At 33.4% G+C, this 18,598-nt stretch carries 17 protein-coding genes; 5 read left to right on the top strand and 12 right to left on the bottom strand.

The genetic code is table 11. The annotated features are described in order from the left end of the window. Window positions 1–367: 367 nt before the first annotated feature. The 10 genes from AC3ITQ_RS15810 to AC3ITQ_RS15765 all read right to left on the bottom strand — a co-directional run bounded on the left by AC3ITQ_RS15810 (window position 368) and on the right by AC3ITQ_RS15765 (window position 9,307). A complete protein-coding gene (locus AC3ITQ_RS15810) occupies window positions 368–1,030 on the bottom strand; it encodes a dienelactone hydrolase family protein (protein WP_489235128.1) in 663 nt (220 codons plus the stop codon). Between the two features lie 114 nt (window positions 1,031–1,144). Continuing rightward, a complete protein-coding gene (locus AC3ITQ_RS15805) occupies window positions 1,145–1,987 on the bottom strand; it encodes a carboxylesterase family protein (RefSeq protein ID WP_489235127.1) in 843 nt (280 codons plus the stop codon). Window positions 1,988–2,025: 38 nt separating this feature from the next. Next, window positions 2,026–2,811: a subclass B1 metallo-beta-lactamase gene (bla, locus tag AC3ITQ_RS15800; protein WP_489235126.1), complete on the bottom strand. Its 786-nt coding sequence runs from the start codon at window positions 2,809–2,811 to the stop codon at window positions 2,026–2,028. A gap of 53 nt (window positions 2,812–2,864) precedes the next feature. Further along, entirely contained in the window at window positions 2,865–3,920 is a 1,056-nt protein-coding gene (locus tag AC3ITQ_RS15795) for a serine hydrolase domain-containing protein (RefSeq protein ID WP_489235125.1), read from the bottom strand. 66 nt (window positions 3,921–3,986) lie between these two features. Beyond that, window positions 3,987–4,793, bottom strand: a complete 807-nt coding sequence (locus tag AC3ITQ_RS15790; RefSeq protein WP_489235124.1) for a helix-turn-helix domain-containing protein — start codon at window positions 4,791–4,793, stop codon at window positions 3,987–3,989. Between the two features lie 873 nt (window positions 4,794–5,666). Continuing rightward, window positions 5,667–6,680, bottom strand: coding sequence for a ferrochelatase (hemH, locus tag AC3ITQ_RS15785; RefSeq protein WP_489235123.1), 1,014 nt, complete (start codon window positions 6,678–6,680; stop codon window positions 5,667–5,669). Window positions 6,681–6,917: 237 nt separating this feature from the next. Further along, the gene (locus AC3ITQ_RS15780) at window positions 6,918–7,784 is read right to left on the bottom strand and encodes a helix-turn-helix transcriptional regulator (RefSeq protein WP_489235122.1); all 867 of its coding nucleotides are present in this window, start codon (window positions 7,782–7,784) and stop codon (window positions 6,918–6,920) included. Window positions 7,785–7,794: 10 nt separating this feature from the next. Continuing rightward, window positions 7,795–8,334, bottom strand: a complete 540-nt coding sequence (locus AC3ITQ_RS15775) for a YceI family protein (protein ID WP_489235121.1) — start codon at window positions 8,332–8,334, stop codon at window positions 7,795–7,797. A gap of 49 nt (window positions 8,335–8,383) precedes the next feature. Further along, window positions 8,384–8,923, bottom strand: coding sequence for a YceI family protein (locus AC3ITQ_RS15770; RefSeq protein WP_489235120.1), 540 nt, complete (start codon window positions 8,921–8,923; stop codon window positions 8,384–8,386). A 15-nt stretch (window positions 8,924–8,938) separates the two neighbouring features. Continuing rightward, window positions 8,939–9,307: a hypothetical protein gene (locus AC3ITQ_RS15765; protein WP_489235119.1), complete on the bottom strand. Its 369-nt coding sequence runs from the start codon at window positions 9,305–9,307 to the stop codon at window positions 8,939–8,941. 166 nt (window positions 9,308–9,473) lie between these two features. Between AC3ITQ_RS15765 and AC3ITQ_RS15760 the strand changes: the two genes are divergently transcribed. From AC3ITQ_RS15760 to hemA, 5 genes are all read left to right on the top strand, one after another. Further along, the gene (locus AC3ITQ_RS15760; protein ID WP_489235118.1) at window positions 9,474–9,872 is read left to right on the top strand and encodes an OB-fold protein; all 399 of its coding nucleotides are present in this window, start codon (window positions 9,474–9,476) and stop codon (window positions 9,870–9,872) included. A 17-nt stretch (window positions 9,873–9,889) separates the two neighbouring features. Beyond that, entirely contained in the window at window positions 9,890–10,729 is an 840-nt protein-coding gene (locus AC3ITQ_RS15755; RefSeq protein WP_489235117.1) for a DUF5777 family beta-barrel protein, read from the top strand. A 133-nt stretch (window positions 10,730–10,862) separates the two neighbouring features. Continuing rightward, entirely contained in the window at window positions 10,863–11,297 is a 435-nt protein-coding gene (locus tag AC3ITQ_RS15750; RefSeq protein ID WP_489235116.1) for a hypothetical protein, read from the top strand. A 17-nt stretch (window positions 11,298–11,314) separates the two neighbouring features. Next, the gene (locus AC3ITQ_RS15745) at window positions 11,315–11,911 is read left to right on the top strand and encodes a globin family protein (RefSeq protein ID WP_489235115.1); all 597 of its coding nucleotides are present in this window, start codon (window positions 11,315–11,317) and stop codon (window positions 11,909–11,911) included. 167 nt (window positions 11,912–12,078) lie between these two features. Beyond that, window positions 12,079–13,383: a glutamyl-tRNA reductase gene (gene hemA / locus AC3ITQ_RS15740; RefSeq protein WP_489235114.1), complete on the top strand. Its 1,305-nt coding sequence runs from the start codon at window positions 12,079–12,081 to the stop codon at window positions 13,381–13,383. Window positions 13,384–14,634: 1,251 nt separating this feature from the next. On the opposite strand, the gene AC3ITQ_RS15735 is transcribed toward hemA, so the two are convergent. Further along, window positions 14,635–16,098, bottom strand: a complete 1,464-nt coding sequence (locus tag AC3ITQ_RS15735) for a thioredoxin family protein (RefSeq protein ID WP_489235113.1) — start codon at window positions 16,096–16,098, stop codon at window positions 14,635–14,637. 1 nt (window position 16,099) lies between these two features. Beyond that, window positions 16,100–18,598, bottom strand: a complete 2,499-nt coding sequence (locus tag AC3ITQ_RS15730) for a zinc-dependent metalloprotease (RefSeq protein ID WP_489235112.1) — start codon at window positions 18,596–18,598, stop codon at window positions 16,100–16,102.

Genomic DNA, 18,598 nt, shown 5'->3' with positions numbered 1-18,598 from the left:
TCTCTTCAAATCTTCCATAAAATTTATAGAAATTTGTCCCGTAGAGGTCACTACAAAGCCAAATGGCGCCAATTGAAGACAATTGGCGCCATTTTTTTATTTCGACTACTAAAGAAATTACCTTTAAATCATTTTTCCGTTTAAATAAGATAACTTAACAGCATTCGAAAACATTGAATGAGTTAAAACAAAGACTAACATTTTTCTAAATTTTGCTGAACTAATTTTCAATGTCTAATTATAAAACACAATTTACAAAGTGGTCTATAATCTTATAAACCACTCTCCTACTTGTACCTAATTAATTACGGATCAACTGAGTCCAAAATTGTTTACTTTTTTCCACAGGTTTGTCAAATTATGTGTACTATTCATAGTTCCCATTTGCCCATTTTTTAGAAGGTGCAATCCATCCGTCTGAGGCTTTATATAAAAAGCCATGCTTAAGATTAGTATATAACTCTATTTCCTTAAAATGATTTACTTTAAGTTTCGAAGTTACTTTTCTTCTAATAGCTGAAACGCCCAATACATCTGATTGTTCGTATATAGTTAGAATGTTTCCACAAAAATTAATATCAGGCCATTCTTCAATATCGACATCCCTGAAACATCCGATAAAAACAAAATTCACCTCTGGATTTGCCAGATAAGTTGATACGTACTGTGCAATGTACCCCCCTTTCGAAGTTCCTATTACGGTTATTTTACCTGGTGAAACACCTTTTTTTAGTAATCCTTTAATTTGTTTGACTATCTTTTTTGCATATTTATGAACATCAGTATCTTTCTTTCTAATTTCGCTAAAAACAATAAAATTATCCTTTCTATAGGAATCTAAAATTTCATTGTATTCTGCTTTTCCATATTCAGGATGTGCTACACTAAGATCATTTTGTTCAATAAAACCATTATGAAAAAAGAAAATATAACGTTGGTCACTGGCAATTGCTTTTTCTTGGCTAAAACCAGTACAACCAAAAAACATAATAAGTAAAAAGGTAAAGAATAACTTTGGTAATTGTTTCATAGGTAAGTTTTGTTTAATTTGTTTTATAAAATCTTTTTATTAAAATTCGTAACTACATCATATCTGGTATTTTTTGAAATTTTTATTTTTGCAAAATCGATATCAGCAGCAGTTTTATTTCTTATGCTGTTTGAACAACCATTCCGGTAATGTTTCTCCTAAAATCGTAGTGGTAAATATATTATCGTGGGTTGTTCCCTTTAATTTCCAAAAACGGATATTAGTGCTCATTTCTTTATAAAATTGCTCATCACTGCTGATCGGGTTTTCTGTGTCATCAAGACCATGAATAAGCCAAATGGGAATTGTTTTCAGCTTTTCTGTTTTATCAAACTGCGGTATGCCAGAAATACTAATTCCTGCTGCAAAAAGATCCGGTCTTGATGCCAATGAATTAATTGCAGTTGAACCGCCCATAGAATATCCAACTACGTAAATTCTTTTACTGTCAATATTTAAATTTGATTTTAGCGAGTCTATAAGCTGCATTACTGAATTTAGGGAAGCTCTAGGTTTTGAATACAGCAGATTTCTTTTATTGTCGGTTTCATAGTCTGAAGACCGCTCAGAGAATTGCGGCGCTAAAACATATGCTGGATATTTATTTTGTATTTCTGCACTTGCAAATAGTTTTGGTAAAACCCCCAATTGAGAACTATTATCACTTCCAATGGGCCTTCCGGAACCATGATACACGATTACTAATGGGAATGATTTACATGTTTTTTGCTGTTTGGGCCTATATAAGCGATACTTGAGTCCTACTTTCTCTCTACTTACAAAATTTACCGTATCGAAAGTCTCATTGTTTAAACTCCTGATTTTAGAAAACTCATCTTTCGATAAAGCTGTGCCGGTAGCATTTTCAATAGTACTTTCTCCAAATTGTTCTTTATTTGTCGAACAGTCTATTAATAAAATTGTAGAAATGAATAAAATAAAAAAGTTCTTTGCCATTGTGTTTTTTTATGAGGTTGTCTTATTGTAGAATATTCTTAATGTTTTTTAAATAATTCGATAGTATAATCTAATAATTTTTGATTACCATATTGTCCGTGCCCTGGAATCACGTATTTAATATTGGGATATGATTTTTTTATTTTTGCTACCGTATTTGACCATTCATTTTCATTTGCATCTGCAAGGTTGCCTTTGGTGGCATCAATATCTTTTATTAAACAGCCTCCGAATAATATTTCTTCATCAGGAAAATATCCAACAGTATTATCACGTGTATGACCTTCTCCAAAAAATTTTGCTATGACTTTCTTGTTTCCAACTTTTATTACAAGCGAATCCGTAAAACCATTTTGTGGTAAATTTTCGTTTCGTTCTTTTGCAAATTCAATGGTTTTAAAATTAGCATATGACTGAATTCCGGCTTGTTCAAATGCTTTCAACCCACCCAAATTATCAATATGAAAATGGGTTGGCACAACAGCGTTTATCTTGCAGTTCAGTCTTTCCTTTACCCATGTAATCAATTTCGCAGAGGAAAGACTGTCGGATGTTGTATCAAAGATAACTGCTTCACCACTGTTTCTAACTATCATTCCATTGCAAGGCACTTTCCCGGAACTCTTTGTTTGCAGAAAAGACTTATGTTCAAATGCATTTTCAGTTAATTGCGTTATGACAAAATCGCCTGATTTATAAACCACTTTAGGCAAATAAGTATCAGCTGATAGTTTTCCATTTTGTTTTCTAACAACTGAAGTTGAATTGCAGCTTAAAAATAGAAGTGATATTCCAAGAAATGGTAATCTAAAAATTTGATTCATATCTGTTCTTAAGATTATTGAGTGTAAAAGTTGTCTCGTGTCATGAATTAGGATTATTTTAAAAGCTGGCTTTTTTTTATAATTTTTCTAATTTGCTGTTCAAAATAATATGCAATCTCAAAATTTTCGTTCGCCTGATTCTCCATAACAATAATACTTGTATCTGTTTTAGGATAATATAAATTGACCGCTGTAAATCCTTCGCTTGGATGAAAGCCTGTATGTCCGATTTCAAGTATATTTTCTTTATCGTTTATACGTAATCCATATCCATATCCAATTGGTTTTTCGCTAAAAAGAATATGCGTATTGGTTATTGAATAACCCGTCATCATTTTATAAGTAGTTAACTTTAGTAATTTACCGTTGTGTAAACATTCATTCCATTTTGCAAGATCTTGTGCGGATACAATTAAATGACTCCCCCAATATTGGTCAGTTGTAAAGCTTATTTTATCAAATTGATTTATCGTTCCATCTTTCTTTATTAAGTGTCCTTTCGTCAAAAATTGGCTATTGGTTTCATTCGGATAATAGCTGTTCTTCATTTTGCATGCTTTGAATAGCGCTGTTACTAAAGTTTCAAAATTTTTCCCGCTTTGCTTTTCCAAAACCAATCCAGCCACATAATAACCAACGTTTGAATAACTAAAAGCTGTTCCAGGCTTAAACTTCAGCGGTTTGTCCAAACTTTCGCTGTACAAACCCGAACTGTTATTCAGCAGCTGATGAACGGTAACCGTGTCTGCCCAGGAATATTTAAAATCTGGCAAATATTTACGAATAGGTGTTTGCAAATCAATCGTTCCTTTTTCTACTTGCTGTAAAATAAGTGTTGCTGTAAATTGTTTTGCCAGCGACATTGTAGAGAATTTATCGTCGACTTTCAGCGAAGTTTTTTTATTGAAATCGTCAAACCCAAACGCTTTTGCATACTTTAATTTTCCCTTTTGCTGAATAATAACCGCTCCATTAAAATTTCTTGGATTTTTGGTTTTCAGCAAACTGTCGATTTTTGTTGAGTAATTGTCTTTTTGCTGTGCCGATAAGTTGCAACTTGCAAATAAAATGATATTTGCAAAAAATGCAAGCTTGAAATTTTGTTTCATTTTTTTTTCCTATAAGATTACGAAAGTAGTCTTATCACGACAGCGAAAATTGTAAAAATGTAAAGTCTATATGTAAAGCCAAATATTTTTTTTGTCTATATCTATTTTTTTAAAGAAAGATTGAGGACTTACCTTGGTAAGGTCTTTAAAATCTTTTATCATATGAGATTGATCATAAAAGAGATTGTCATATGTAAGCTGGGTCAGTTTTTTTGTATTTTTCTTTTTTTCAATTGTCGATCTGAAACGATAGATCTTTCTATACTCAGAACAGGGTTTTCCGACTATTTTTGTGAATAGAGTATTAAGATGCTGTCTTGACATATTATGCTTTGAAGCAATGTCTGAAATTTTCATATCTGACTCTATATCTAGTAAAATATCCTCGATCAATTTAAGGTCTTTTTGTTCAAATTTTGAAAGCCAGTATTCTTCAAGCATCTCTATTTGGAGTGTTAGATCCTTCAGTTCCAATATACCCTTCATTGCTTCATAAAAATCAGGAAAGGGATTGAAGTTGATTGCCGTTTTCTGCCCGAATAGCAGATAAGCCTTATCAATAAAATGATTTATGCCCGAAGGCTTAAAATAAATGGTGATTTCTGGTACGGGATCTTTATATAGAATTTCAATTGGTCTTGTATAACGTGCTAGAAAATCCGCTATTATTTCGTTTGCTGGGGAATGCGAGATTATAATTTGGTTATCATCAGTCATAATCTGACTGCCGATTGCTACAGAAAGAATAAAAAAATTATTTGGAAAAGTGAGGTAGTGAAATGGTTGATGAGAATCATCAGGAGTCATAAAATAGTAACCTTCCATATATTTTTTAAGAATGCTATTTTTAGGTTGGTAAAAAACTATTTTCATTAACTTGCTATTATAATTTTGAAGAGTTGTTTTAATTACTATTGGTTCAATGAGATTGTTATCGACTTTAGTCTGTGAAAAAACTTCTGTTGCTTAAAACAAATATAATAAACTGCTAATATTAAAACAGGATTTTTCGTATTTTTTAGGAAAGTAACATATTCGAATGATTAACCCTGATATTTTTACCACAAAAATTACGAAAGACTTATCTAACAAAAGAAAATCAAATAGCTTTATTTTTAAATCCGAAACAGTAATTCATATAGACAATGAAAGACAATTCTACGTTAACTATAAGAATCTGTTCAAATCCTTCATAATATTTGTAGAATTGTATAATAGTTTAATGTGGTAAACAAATTGAGTTTATATATTTTTTGCATGGATTCCCAACAGGACATCCAAACCAAATTTACTAAGCCAATGAAAGACAGCGTCTACATGTAGTAAGCCAATACCTTTAAATCTTCCATAAAATTTATCGAAATTTGTCCCGTAGAGGTCACTACAGCCAAATGGCGCCAATTGAAGACAATTGGCGCCATTTTTTATTTAAAAATCTATTAAACAGTATATTAGCTTATTTTTTGTTTCCTTTTCCAGTCATTATGCGGTCATGTACGAAAGTTGGGGATTTAAGCAAAAAGATTAGATAATCTAAACAGGAAAAAATCTATTTTTTACTCTTTATAAATTTAATTGATTAAATAAATTTATAATCAAAGTGATTAACGAGGTAAACCTAATTCAAATCTTCCAAATTTAAATTTATTTAGGGGACTAAACTAATACAAATAGAGTGATATTAACGTAGTCATTTTAAAAAAACCACAAATAGTAAATGTAATATTCTATGCTATTAATTTAGATTTATCTAGCCCAATCATTAATCCAATTACTCACCGTCTGACACCATTCATCATCATCATTCAGACACGGTACCGCTAAGAATTCTTCGCCGCCTTTTGCTTCAAAATCTTCTTTGGCGCGCATAGCGATTTCTTCCAGAGTTTCTAGACAATCCGATACGAAAGCTGGCGTTACAACCGCTAATTTCTTGATTCCTTTTGCTGGCATATTATCAATTTCAACATCCGTATACGGCTCTAGCCATTTGTCTCCGGCTAAACGCGATTGAAAAGTCAAACTGTATTTATCAGCAGGAAGTCCTAATAATTTTATGACTTGTCTGGTTGTTTCATAACATTGATGACGGTAACAAAAATCGTGTGCGGCCGAAGGAGTGTTACAACAAGATCCATCAATTTTACAATGTGATTTGGTTACATCTGTCTTGCGAATATGACGCTCTGGAATTCCGTGATATGAGAATAATAAATGATCGTAATCAAAACCAACTAAGTGTTTCTCAATCGAATCGGCTAAATTCTTTATGTAATCTGGTTTGTTGTAAAACGCAGGAACATCTGTAAAAGTCATATGAGGGAATTTCTTCTTGCGAATTTCTTCAGCTTTAACTAAAATCGTCAAAGTCGAAGCCATTGCATACTGCGGATATAATGGGAAAAGCATCACTTCAGTAACTCCTTTTTCGTGCAATTCCTGAAACCCTTTTTCAATAGTCATACTTCCATAACGCATAGCAAGTGAAACAGGAACATTTACCAAAGGCTGCACTTTTTTCTGCATTCTTTCAGACAGGACCACTAACGGAGAACCTTCTTCCCACCAAATTTTAGCATATGCATGTGCTGATTCTTCCGGTCTTTTTCTTAGGATAATACCACGAACTAAAAAAGCTCTCAATAAATACGGAACATCGATCACGTATTTATCCATTAAAAATTCATCTAAGTACGGTTTTACATCTTTTGTAGTTGGACTTTCTGGAGATCCTAAGTTTACTAATAATACGCCTTTCATTTATTTTTTTGCTTTAGGCTTTAAGCATTAGGCTTTAAGCTTTGTTTTTGTTTTAATTTTCAGCAAAAGTAAAAATTGCTACTTTTTAGAAATATGATAATTATTACTTTTTGATTATAATTGGATATCGAAAATTGATTCTTTAATTGATGTTAAGAAAAATTCTCTCGCAGATCTGGCAGATCTGGCAGATTTTTTAATTCATGCCAATTCGTGAAATTAGTAGTGAACAAAAATCTACACATTCGTATTAACCGACATCAGATATTTTTTCGGAGTTGTCGCAAATTTTTTCTTAAATCCCGCAATGAAGTGGCTTCCGGTACTGTAACCTATCTTCAAGCCAACTTCGTTTACATTATATGATCCGCTATCGAGTAGCTTTCTGGCGAAATCCATTTTGTAATCAAATAGAAAGCCATATACAGTATCTCCATAAATTTGTTTGAAACCCATTTTTAGTTTCTTCAAATTCAGGCCAATTTCATCAGCCAATTCCTGTAAACCTGGCGGTTCAGCCATATTTTTAATAATGATTTCTTTTGCTTTTCTTATTTTTAAGACGTTATCTCCATCAATCAAAAATGGACATTGTTCTGCATTTGGATCTTCGTTTCGGTTAAAATACAGACTTAGCAATTCATATCCTTTTCCTTTATAATAAAGGTTTTTTATAGAGGGATGAAGGTTAAAATGAAAAAGCTGACTTAAAACAATTGCCATTGACGGACTAATATTTCCTTCTTTATCATAATTTTTAACTTTATTGTCAGGACTTAAAAAAGTAATTAAACTTGTGTCAACAGAAAACAGCGCATGAAATTTGTTAATCGAAACAATAACAGAAATGACCCACGAATTTGGAGAAAGCTCTAAATGAAGTGGAAAATCCCATTGTGGATTGTACAATAGCAATGATTTTTCTTCTTTCAATTCCAAATCATAATTAACATCATTGGACGAAAATTTGGCCTTACCTTTCAGTACGAAATGAAACTGTATTAGAGCACTGTTTAATTGACAGCGCGTAAAAAAAGGTTCTGAACTGTCATTCTGAAAACAGACAATAGTAAAGTCCTCTTCAACTTTTATTTCTTCTTCCATCTTAGATCTTTTATTTTAAAACTGCATCTATTAAGATGTTTACCTTATTGGATAGCTTACCTGTAACCAGACTTGGAATTTCTATATTAAAATCACTGGCAACTACAGTAAAATTTGACACAATACTAATTCCTGATATTGACTTGCTTAGCTTTGCCTGGATGTTTATGTCTTTCAATTTTCCGTGAAGTTCTAATTTACCTTTTATGATAAAATCTTTAGGATTTGCGCTAAGTTTGTCAAGATCAAATGCTTCTATTTTTCCTTTGAATGTTGCTTTTGGATACTGATCGCTCTCCATATAATTTTCATTAAAATGTTCTTCCATTAAGGCTACTTTAAAGCGAAATCCCTTCATTAAGGCTAAAGCTGCAATTTCCCCTGTTTTAGGATTTAAGACAAAAGTTACATTAGTATTCATTGCCTTTACTTCTTCAAAAGAAGCAACAGATGCTTCAAAAGTTATTTTACCTGCTTTACTAATCATTTTTTCTTGCGCGAGACCAATAGCGCAAGCATAAAGCATTGCAACGAGTATAATTTTTTTCATGGTTTTGCTTTTATATTATTTTAGGTTAAAAAATCCTTTTTGGTTTTCCTTATTTTAAAACAGCAATAATTTGAACTTTTACTCTATCATCAAGTTTATACTTGATAAGCGATGGAATTGGAATGCCAAAATCACTAGCATTAACAGCAAAATCTGAAATAATGGTAATTCGGGAACCTGTCCTGGTGATTTTTGCACTGGCATTTATATCTCTTGATTTCCCATGAAGTTCTAAATTTCCTTTTATTACGTAATCTTTATAATCTTCAGTTAAATTATTCGAATCAAACTTTTCTATTTTCCCTCTAAAAATAGCTTTCGGATATTTATCGGTCTCCATGTAATTTTCATTGAAATGTTCTTCCATCAAAGGCATTTCAAACTGAAATCCTTTTATCAGGGCTAAGGATGCAATTTCACCTGTTGCCGGATTTAAAACAAAAGTTACATTGGTATTGGTTCCCATAACGGGCTGAAAAGACGGGACCGAAGCTTCAAAAGTGATTGTCGATGATTTAGTTAAGATTTTTTCCTGCGAAAAAACAAGGAACGAAGCCAATATCATTGGCATTACTATGATTTTTTTCATGTTTTTTAGTATGGATTATTGCTCTAATAATCCATCTTGTTCCCATTTTTTAATAACATCAATCGTGGTTTGAGGCAATCTTGGTCCTCCCTGTGGCATTAATGAACTATTTCCATTTTCTAAAGAAATCCTGTTAAGCAGCCCACGATTTAAAACCGCATTTTTAACCTGGTCATAAGTAACCAAAGACATAGGTGACCCATTTTTGGGAACAGCTGCATGGCAAACAACACAATTATTATCAATAATGGATTTCACATTCTGATTGTATGTGGCAACGCCTGTAATTGGTGGAGTGTCAATTAACGTACTAGGATTATCATCTGTACAACTTACTAGTAGAAAAGCAAATGATGGAATAAGCAAACGAGTTTTTAAATTCATGGGATTGGTTTTTAGTTTTAGAAAGGCTAAATGATTTTAATATTTAAAGCATTTTGAAATCATATACGGGGAAATAGATGATACAGATTTAGCAACAGTCATATTTGATGATTTAAATCCAATAGGTATTTTTTAACGTAGATAATCCAAATACTAAAAACCAGCCATGAGAAAAAAAATACTTATTATTATTCCCCTCTTCCTGATAACCGGGATTTCGATTTACCTCTACAGTTACAAAGGCCATAGGAATATCGAATCAGAAACTGCAGATTATACTGTAACGGTTAAAGGACTCGAAAAAGAGTTTACTTTCAATGACAGCCTTGCTACTGTCAAATACCAAGACAAAACAATTGAAGTAACTGCAATTGTAACAGCTGTTGAACCCTCGAGTAAGGGAATCGTTATTGGCGAAAAGATATTTGCAACCTTCAAAGACAGTTTGCCCAAAGACATTGCAATTGGTAGAATGCTAAAAATTAAAGGACGGTTTTTAGGATATGATGAGCTCTTACAAGAATTTAAAATAGATCAATCCTCCCTTGTACACCAAAACAAATAACAATTAAAATTAACCACATGAAAAAGCTCATTCTATTATTGTTTTTATTTCCACTACTAACCTATTCGCAAGACGACCTATTATCCGGAGTTGAAGCGCCAATCACAAAAGAAAAGGTGACATCTGCATTTAAAGCCCTGAAGATTGTCAATCTCGAATCGACCAAACTGGCGGCAAAAGGAGATTTGTATTTTGTTGTAGCACACCGGTTTGGTTCTATAAAAGACGGCTTTGAGGGATTCTATGGACTGGATAACGCCAACACACAAATAAAATTTATATACGGATTGACCCCGGGGATTAATATAAGTGCCGCCAGAAGTGAATTTGCTTATGACTTTGCAACAAAATATATGTTATTGCCGCAAATAAAAGACGGTTTTCCGGTGACTATTGCAGGGTTTAATAGTTTGTCTATCAACAATACGCTAAAAGAAAGCCTATATCCTAAACTTGAATTTATAAACAGGCTGACCTATGTAGCTCAACTTTTAATTTCCAGAAAATTCTCAGAAAGGCTCTCTTTGGAAATTGTTCCATCATTTTTCCATGAAAATTTCGTGCTGGATCCAGAACAAAACAATTCACAATATGCCGTTGGCTTTGGCGGTAGATATAAATTTGCAAAACGCTGGTCATTGAATATGGATTATGCGGCGCACTTAAACAGGGCATCAAATTCTATTTATAAAAATCCATTATCCATTGGTTTTGACCTCGAAACCGGCGGACACGTTTTTCAAATGCATTTTACCAGTTCTCAAGCTATTGATGAAGCTGGATATCTTGGAAGAACTACAGGAGACTGGACTAAAGGAGATGTTTTTTTTGGGTTTAATTTGGCGAGAGTTTTCTAAAAAACCCTGTAATTCAGCGTATTGTTATTTAAAACAAATCTAAACTACTATTTTGTCGATTTAAATAAAACCAAGCTAAAAAACGGTTCGTATATGATCTTGAAAACCTAAAATCATTTTAAAAATCAGCTGTATGAAAATTAACAAATTTATAAAAAAAGGCCTTTGGACGGGATTGATCATTACGGTACTATTTTTTGCCATTTTTCTATTCCACATTATTACCGCTAAGCCTGCTGTTTATGAAAGCCCAAATCTGCAGGTAAGCCGAATCGATTTTAAAACCAACATAGATTCGGTGCAAGCCAAACAAATATGTTCAGATTTGAGATCTATCAAAGGATTAACCTCAGATTCTATAATTGTTAAACGAAATGTGGTTGTTTACTTCCACAACAACAAAATCACTAACTCTCAAAAGGTATTTGACCAGTTGATAGCCATAGGACATTATGACGCTAAGCGATATATTTTACCAGAAAATTTGGCTGGCAAAGAAGTTTGTCCCGTAAATCAAAATAGCTTGAGCTACAAATTGTCTCAAAAACTAAACCGTTTTTTTAATTAACCTTTAATATTTTTATTATGAAAATTTATTCCAAAATTACACTTAGTGTATTACTCGCAGCTTCTGCAACCCTGGCTTCGTGCAGTAGTAATGATGATGACGCCCCGGTAACTCCTCCTGTAAAGGCATCTATTTACGAGAGATTAGGCGGAACTAAAATGGTTTCAGATCCAGATAACGCTGGCCAAATGATTGAGCAGGGGCGTTTGAGTTTCCGTAAAGTGGTAAATTCAACTATAGGACTAATTGTTGCTGACGTACAATCGAATGCTGCAGGAAATTTACAAGCGCATTTTGCACCTGTACTGGCTGAAACAGGTACTACGCAATCAACTAATATTGCTAAATTATCAGACAATCTAACCGATTTCTTTTCGTTTAACACGGGAGGCACGAGTGCTGTAAATACCTATTCTGGTTTGAATATGGTAGCTGCGCATGATCCTGCGAAAAATCCTCGTATGGGAACAAAATCAAGTACTGCGGATTATACAAAATTTGAAGGATATGTAGGAGCAGCTGCAAATGCAAATGGTGTGGCTTCAAATACAGAGCTTTATACAGATATTGTTGCGGTCTTAGAATCACTTAGAACTCCAATAGTTCAAAAATAATTTCTCTTAAACGCTACCTGTTTTTCAGGTAGCGTTTTATATTTAAATCCTACTGGCAACTTATATACAATTATGTCTGAATCCATTATTCTTTAGGATTAAAGGAAGTTTCATCGTGTTTTACAATAACCTACTAATATTTTTTTGAACTTTAAGAAAAGCATAATATGGAAAAATATAACATGTCCAAAAATACCACCTTTTATGCTTTAGGCTTAAGTTATAAAAAAGCAGATGCAACAATTAGAGGCAAGTTTAGTTTGGATACTAAAGCACAATCTGATGTTTTGCTGCAAGCAAAGGCAGAAGGGATCGAATCATTAATTGTCACTTCTACTTGTAACAGAACCGAAATATATGGTTTTGCCAATCATCCATATGAATTAATCAAATTACTTTGCCAAAACAGCGAGGGCTCCGTAGAAGAATTTCAACAAGTCGCTTACATATACAAGAATCAGGAAGCTGTCAACCATATGTTTCGTGTGGGAACGGGTTTGGATAGTCAGATTTTAGGTGATTTTGAAATCATTAGTCAAATTAAAATCGCTTTTAATAATAGCAAACGCGAGGACTTAATCAATACATTCCTGGATCGTTTAATAAACGCGGTTATACAGGCTAGCAAAAAAGTCAAAACAGATACTGAAATTTCATCCGGTGCCACATCTGTTTCATTTGCATCTGTTCAATATATTATCAGAAATGTAGAAGATATTAGAAATAAAAATATCTTACTATTCGGAACAGGGAAAATTGGCAGGAATACGTGCGAAAATTTAGTAAAACATACAAAGAATACCCATATTACCCTTATAAACAGAACAAAGAACAAGGCCATAGAATTAGCTGGAAAACTAAACGTTATTGTAAAGGATTTTCTGAATTTACAAGAAGAAATAAAACAGACAGATGTGCTGATAGTCGCAACAGGTGCACAAAATCCAACTATAGACAAAACACTACTTAACAGAGAAAAACCGCTATTGATATTGGATTTATCGATTCCTCGAAATGTAAATCCAGATGTAGCGCAAATTCCAGGTGTAACTTTAATACATCTCGATTATTTGTCTCAGATTACAGATTACACGCTTGATCGAAGAAAACAACATATTCCTGCTGCAGAAGCTATTATTGAAGACATGAAATTAGAATTCAATACATGGATAAATGGTCGAAAATATGCGCCAACTATCCATGCGTTAAAAGCTAAACTAAATGATATTGCGGCAAGCGAATTGGCTTTTCAAAGAAAGAAAACAAGCAATTTTGATGTCGCTCAGGTTGATTTAATCAGCGCCAGGATTATTCAAAAAATAACAAACCACTTTGCAAGCCATTTGAAAAATGAAAATACTTGCGTGGATGAAAGTATTGAATTTATTGAAAAAGTATTTCAAATTGGACAGCTTTCACCGACACACGCTTCTTCCCAAATTGAAAAAACATATAAGATCAATCTTTCATAGACGTTATTAGCTTTTGCAAATAATTTTCGAACTGTATCAGAAATACCCAGATAAGCTAGCAAATTTGATCCTGAAACTTGCTGTAAATAAAAACTGATCTATTACAATTCAATCCCCAACAGGACAACCAAACCAAATTCATAAAGCCAATGAAAGACAGCTACTACATGTAGTAAGCCAATCTCTTTAAATCTTCCATAAAATTTATAGAAATTTGTCCTTTTCCTGTCACAACAGCCAAATGGCGTCAATTGAAGACAATTGACGCCATTTTTTTACTACTTCTACTAAATACAATAACTTTGAATCATTTTTTGCCTTTATTTCTTTCTCTAAAAAATATTAAGAGTCAACTGCATCAGTGTATGAATTTATATGAAAAATAACACAAATAGTTGATTTATCGTTCGATAACATAACAGGATTCGAACACTAAGAATGAAGAGAAACTATGACTTTATAATATCCTATTTTTTCTAGTTACTGTTCAATTTCAGAAAATGAAATCTCATTTTTAAATGATTTAATATTTCATAATTATTTGAATTTCCTGCTCTCATTTTTTCAAAATATAATTGTTACTCGACTGAATCAAAAAATTGATTTATTACTATTTAATTTAATCAATAATTTCACATGTAAAATTGCGGACATTCTCTTTTATTAATTGTTTGAAATTTAGTAATTTTGATACATGTTTAACATCTTTCTCAACTATCTTCAAAATAAAATCACTCTAACAGAAGAAGATATTCGCCTTATTGAATCTGTCAGTATTATTAAGAAGTTAAAAAAACATCAGTTCCTTTTATCAGATGTATTGAAAAAGATGAACAGGAAAAAATTGGAAACTGGAAATCCAACTAAATATAGGTCTGCGGGAATTAGGTTCGAAACTTTTAGAAACAGCACTGATTGCGATCTGAAAGAAACAGAATGACGGAAACTGAAATAGTAATAAAACCAAAAAGAGCTGTTGGCAAAACAGCTCTTTGGGTTTTTCAAATTAACAAATTAACTAATTCAATGTTTCTAAAAATAAAATAGATGAAAAACCAATTATGGGTAAGCAAAATATTTTGAGCATTCAATTCAACCGAATTACAGATAACAGTATACGGAAAAGCCATCTCCGTTATAAGCAATACAGGATTAAGACTGAACAGCTGTTGAAGGTTCAGTCTAATTGATTGCTAAATAAATTCAGGATATATTTTTTAAACTTTCCGGTTCAGAAGGTTTTAAATTTTATTACTGAAGTTTCATTTTGACTTGCTCCAGTAAACTAACCCAGGATTCCTTATCTAGTTCACCTTCTTTGTCTACCTGAGGAATTTTAAGTAAAAACTCCTTTGCTTCCTTGTACATTTTATTATTGTAAAGCGCATAACTGTAATCCAGCAATTGACGTGGATATACTGTTCCTCCAAGGTCTAGATAAGCATTCATATGTGCAACAAATGGTACGAACTGTTGTGTGGTAAATTCGTAGTTTGCCAGAAGCCTGTTTTTAATAAGGTCCGCGTCAGGTGGGTTTGCTTCCTGTAAAAGTTCCAGTGCCAAATCTAGAAAAACAGGATCTTTCTGATTTTCGGCCTGTTGGGCTAAAGATACTATCTGTTCTTTTACATCATCAGCAGAGAATAATTTTATCAGAAGGTTTAGCTTTTCTTTACTTTTAGAAGGCTGATCTAATTTTTTATAAATAAGGGCGCAAGCTGACAGGTCTTCTTTTTCTTTTGAGGTGTCTATAAAAGACAATGCTTTTTCCAATAAAACTTTATCTTCTTTCTGATACTTTATTATAAAACGTACTACAAGACTTTTCTGCAAAACGGTAATGGGCTTTTTTGAAGCTACAACATCCATAAAAGAAGTCCAATTTGATGTTACAGCATAAAAATTCAATTTTTGAAAAAATATCCTGTCCGCCAGTAAAGGCTCAGGTTTAGTCTGATATATTTTTTCCATGACGGTAATGCTTTCGTTAAAATCTTTTACATCTTTATTTTCAACAGCAGTAAAAAGTTTATTTAAAAGAATCTCCATTGGATCTGCATCGGTTTCTAAACCGTACAAATTCTTTAGATCAGTCGCATGGCTTGCTCTCCATTGCTTAAATCCGGGAACGTCACGACCAAACTGACTCAAAATTATCCAGTTAATTTCTGTAAGCCAATCCTTTTGATTTTTGAAATAAGTGTTTACTTCCTGTTGATTTACTGCTTTCCCGCTTAGAATATAAGTATTATAAAAATCAGGATATACTGCATACATATTATCTGAATAACCATTGGCCAAATATTGATTTTCAAGCATTTTTTTTATCCTGTCTATAAATCCCTGAGCAGTAGCACCTCCCAATCCGCGGGCAATGAGTATGCCGTTGCTGTTAAAAAGTAAAAAAGTTGGATAGGCTTCCGGAGCAAATTTTTTCTTCATTTGTATCCCAAAATCCTTTTCGGCATCAAAATGTACACTCACAAAATTTTTGTTCATGAAATTCCCCACTGAATCAGTGGGGTAAACTTCTTTTTCTAATTTTCGGCATGGACCGCACCACACGGTGGAGAGCACTACAAAAATATTTTTATTTTCTTGCTTCGCTTTCTCAAGCACAACTTTCCAGTCTGGTTTTTCAAAAGCAATTCCCTGCCCTGCCGCATTCATAATGCCAAGGCTCAGCAATATTATGCACAATAGATTTTTTTTCATCTTATCTTCTGTTTAATATAACACCAATACGTTCGGCGAGATCCTGATAATGAACCTTTGTCATTTTATCTGTTGCGGTAAGGGCTTTTTTGCTCATTCTCAGCTTTAGGGAAGTCAAATGACTTTTTGCCAGAGACGGCAGATCTGTTTTAAGCACGGTATCAAATATTACAGGATTTCCACCCACATCATTCATTGGTAAATATACCGTACTATAAATTTCACTAACATAGTTGCGCTGTAAATCCCTGCGATAAGGAGTTACTGTTACTGAATCAGGTTTTGCCAATTCTGTAAAAATGCAATTCTCAAGATCAGTTAAATACTCATCTAAAGTATAGGCTTTATCTGATCGTTTAGAAAACTCCATTAAACGGTTAAAGGTCTGCACCCTGACAATATTCATCATTAATTGACTCATCATACCGCTTGACATATCATAAGGATTAGGAATTACTTTAGATATAAAAGGTGCCTGTGTGAGCCATTTCTGCTCCTGAAAAAGATTTCTGTTTAAAAAATCGATTGCTGCTTTTGCTTTCTCGCGTCCCATTACGGTATAAACATCTCCGGATTGTTCTACACTTTTAGGAGTAATGTAAATTCCTCCGATTACATTAGAGACATGACCGATATAAGTAGCATACTGACTTAGTAGCACGTTATATTCCTGCTTAAGATTAGTGTAGTAATCTCCTTCTTCAAAACTAAATTCAGGAAGCTTCAACATAATACGCTTAAGGTTCTTTATTCCATAATCATTTGCTTTTACTACATCATCAGACAAATCTTCCATCTGAGATCTTGGGTCATAATTAATATCTTCTGTTCCGTACCAAAGCATTTTATTGGCTGCCAGGCTGTCTATTACAATTTTGTTCAGGATTTTACTTTCTTCTTTTTCATCAGCTGCATTTTGTACTCCCATATAGCCCCATTTAATAGCCCACCTGTCATAAGCACCAATTCGGGGGAAAATACCTTTTCTGGATATGTTATCTTCCGGTTGCGCTACATAATTAAATCGTGCATAATCCATAATTGAAGGTGTATGTCCATTGGCTTCGACCCATTTTTTATTTCTTAAATTCTCAACAGGAACAGTACTGCTCGCTCCCATATTATGACGAAGCCCCATTGTGTGGCCAACTTCATGTGAACTTGCAAAGCGAATCAATTGTCCCATAAGCTCATCATCGAATTTCATTTTACCAGCATCAGGATCTACTGCTCCTGCCTGCATCATATACCAATCGTGTAAAAGCTGCATCACATTGTGGTGCCACGCTATATTGGTACCAATAATTTCGCCAGTACGCGGATCATTTATATTTGGTCCCTGAGCATTAGATTCCGGAGATGCATAATAACGTAATACAGAAAAACGTGCATCTTCAAGACTCATATTAGGGTCATTTTCCGGCCACTCTCTTCCTTCAATTGCATTTTTAAAACCAGCCTGTTCAAATGCCTTTTGCCAATCATTGATTCCTTGTATAATATAAGATCTCCATTTTTTAGGAGTTGCCGGATCAATATAAATTACAATAGGTTTTTTAGGCTCAACAAGTTCTCCTTTAGCAAATTTTTCTAAGTCTGCCTGTTTTGGTTCGAGCCTCCAGCGAAGAATAAATTTAGAATGCTCACTTTGAGTCTGATCATCCTTAAAATCGTAAAATTCATTGGCAAAATATCCTATTCGGGGATCAAATAATCTTCTTTTCATTGGTACTTTAGGCAGAAGAACAAAGGAAGTATTCATCTCAAAAGTTACAAAACCACTCAATTCACCAGCAGGAATACTTCTGTTTCCAGCGCTTGGTATGCCGGCAGTGGCCATATAGGTCTTTACGGAACTAACCTCTGTGTTGATTGGAAATGAAGATATCTTATTGATATAAGAACGTTCAGCATCCAGACCAGTAAGACTCAGTCTGCCTTTTGCAGCTTGAGATATAGAAAAAATTATATTATCTCCTTTTAAAAAATCTGTAGCATCAACTACCAGCGTAGAATCTTTAAGTCCGTAGGTTTTGATTTCAAAAGCTGCAATAATAGGATCTACAGAAGTATTTCGGGTAGCTCGTGAAACGACTTGGGTAGAATCTGAATGGTTGACCATTATGGAACTTCTCAGTAATAACTTCTTGTCTTTTGTTTTCTCCCAGTAAAGAGAAGACTGATTTACCAGTTCTCCACCATAAATTCCGGCTCCTGCAGGTGCTTTGACAATTCTGGTAATGGCGAGGAATTCTCTATTTAAAATAGAATCTGATATTTCAAAAAACCATTTTTCATCAACTTTATGTACTGTAAAAAGACCTCTTTTTGTAACGGCTTTACTGGTGATTATCTCGTCGTACTTTTTTACTTTAACGGAATCATTCGCTGTCTTTTCTACTGTTTTCTCTTCTTTATTTTTCTTTTTACCTTTAAATTGCGGGTAGGCGGTAACACCGCAGAGGATCAATACCACTGCGGTTAACACTAATTTTTTCAT

The organism is Flavobacterium sp. KH_001, assembly GCF_057840745.1.
Note: the sequence above shows the minus strand (reverse complement) of the source record. Positions and strands in the feature narration are given on the sequence as shown.

What these genes read in the sequence shown, in the direction of transcription:
- AC3ITQ_RS15810 (WP_489235128.1), bottom strand. Translation starts at nt 1,030, where the DNA reads ATGAAACAATTACCAAAGTTATTCTTTACCTTTTTACTTATTATGTTT.
- AC3ITQ_RS15805 (WP_489235127.1), bottom strand. Translation starts at nt 1,987, where the DNA reads ATGGCAAAGAACTTTTTTATTTTATTCATTTCTACAATTTTATTAATA.
- bla (WP_489235126.1), bottom strand. Translation starts at nt 2,811, where the DNA reads ATGAATCAAATTTTTAGATTACCATTTCTTGGAATATCACTTCTATTT.
- AC3ITQ_RS15795 (WP_489235125.1), bottom strand. Translation starts at nt 3,920, where the DNA reads ATGAAACAAAATTTCAAGCTTGCATTTTTTGCAAATATCATTTTATTT.
- AC3ITQ_RS15790 (WP_489235124.1), bottom strand. Translation starts at nt 4,793, where the DNA reads ATGAAAATAGTTTTTTACCAACCTAAAAATAGCATTCTTAAAAAATAT.
- hemH (WP_489235123.1), bottom strand. Translation starts at nt 6,680, where the DNA reads ATGAAAGGCGTATTATTAGTAAACTTAGGATCTCCAGAAAGTCCAACT.
- AC3ITQ_RS15780 (WP_489235122.1), bottom strand. Translation starts at nt 7,784, where the DNA reads ATGGAAGAAGAAATAAAAGTTGAAGAGGACTTTACTATTGTCTGTTTT.
- AC3ITQ_RS15775 (WP_489235121.1), bottom strand. Translation starts at nt 8,334, where the DNA reads ATGAAAAAAATTATACTCGTTGCAATGCTTTATGCTTGCGCTATTGGT.
- AC3ITQ_RS15770 (WP_489235120.1), bottom strand. Translation starts at nt 8,923, where the DNA reads ATGAAAAAAATCATAGTAATGCCAATGATATTGGCTTCGTTCCTTGTT.
- AC3ITQ_RS15765 (WP_489235119.1), bottom strand. Translation starts at nt 9,307, where the DNA reads ATGAATTTAAAAACTCGTTTGCTTATTCCATCATTTGCTTTTCTACTA.
- AC3ITQ_RS15760 (WP_489235118.1), top strand. Translation starts at nt 9,474, where the DNA reads ATGAGAAAAAAAATACTTATTATTATTCCCCTCTTCCTGATAACCGGG.
- AC3ITQ_RS15755 (WP_489235117.1), top strand. Translation starts at nt 9,890, where the DNA reads ATGAAAAAGCTCATTCTATTATTGTTTTTATTTCCACTACTAACCTAT.
- AC3ITQ_RS15750 (WP_489235116.1), top strand. Translation starts at nt 10,863, where the DNA reads ATGAAAATTAACAAATTTATAAAAAAAGGCCTTTGGACGGGATTGATC.
- AC3ITQ_RS15745 (WP_489235115.1), top strand. Translation starts at nt 11,315, where the DNA reads ATGAAAATTTATTCCAAAATTACACTTAGTGTATTACTCGCAGCTTCT.
- hemA (WP_489235114.1), top strand. Translation starts at nt 12,079, where the DNA reads ATGGAAAAATATAACATGTCCAAAAATACCACCTTTTATGCTTTAGGC.
- AC3ITQ_RS15735 (WP_489235113.1), bottom strand. Translation starts at nt 16,098, where the DNA reads ATGAAAAAAAATCTATTGTGCATAATATTGCTGAGCCTTGGCATTATG.
- AC3ITQ_RS15730 (WP_489235112.1), bottom strand. Translation starts at nt 18,598, where the DNA reads ATGAAAAAATTAGTGTTAACCGCAGTGGTATTGATCCTCTGCGGTGTT.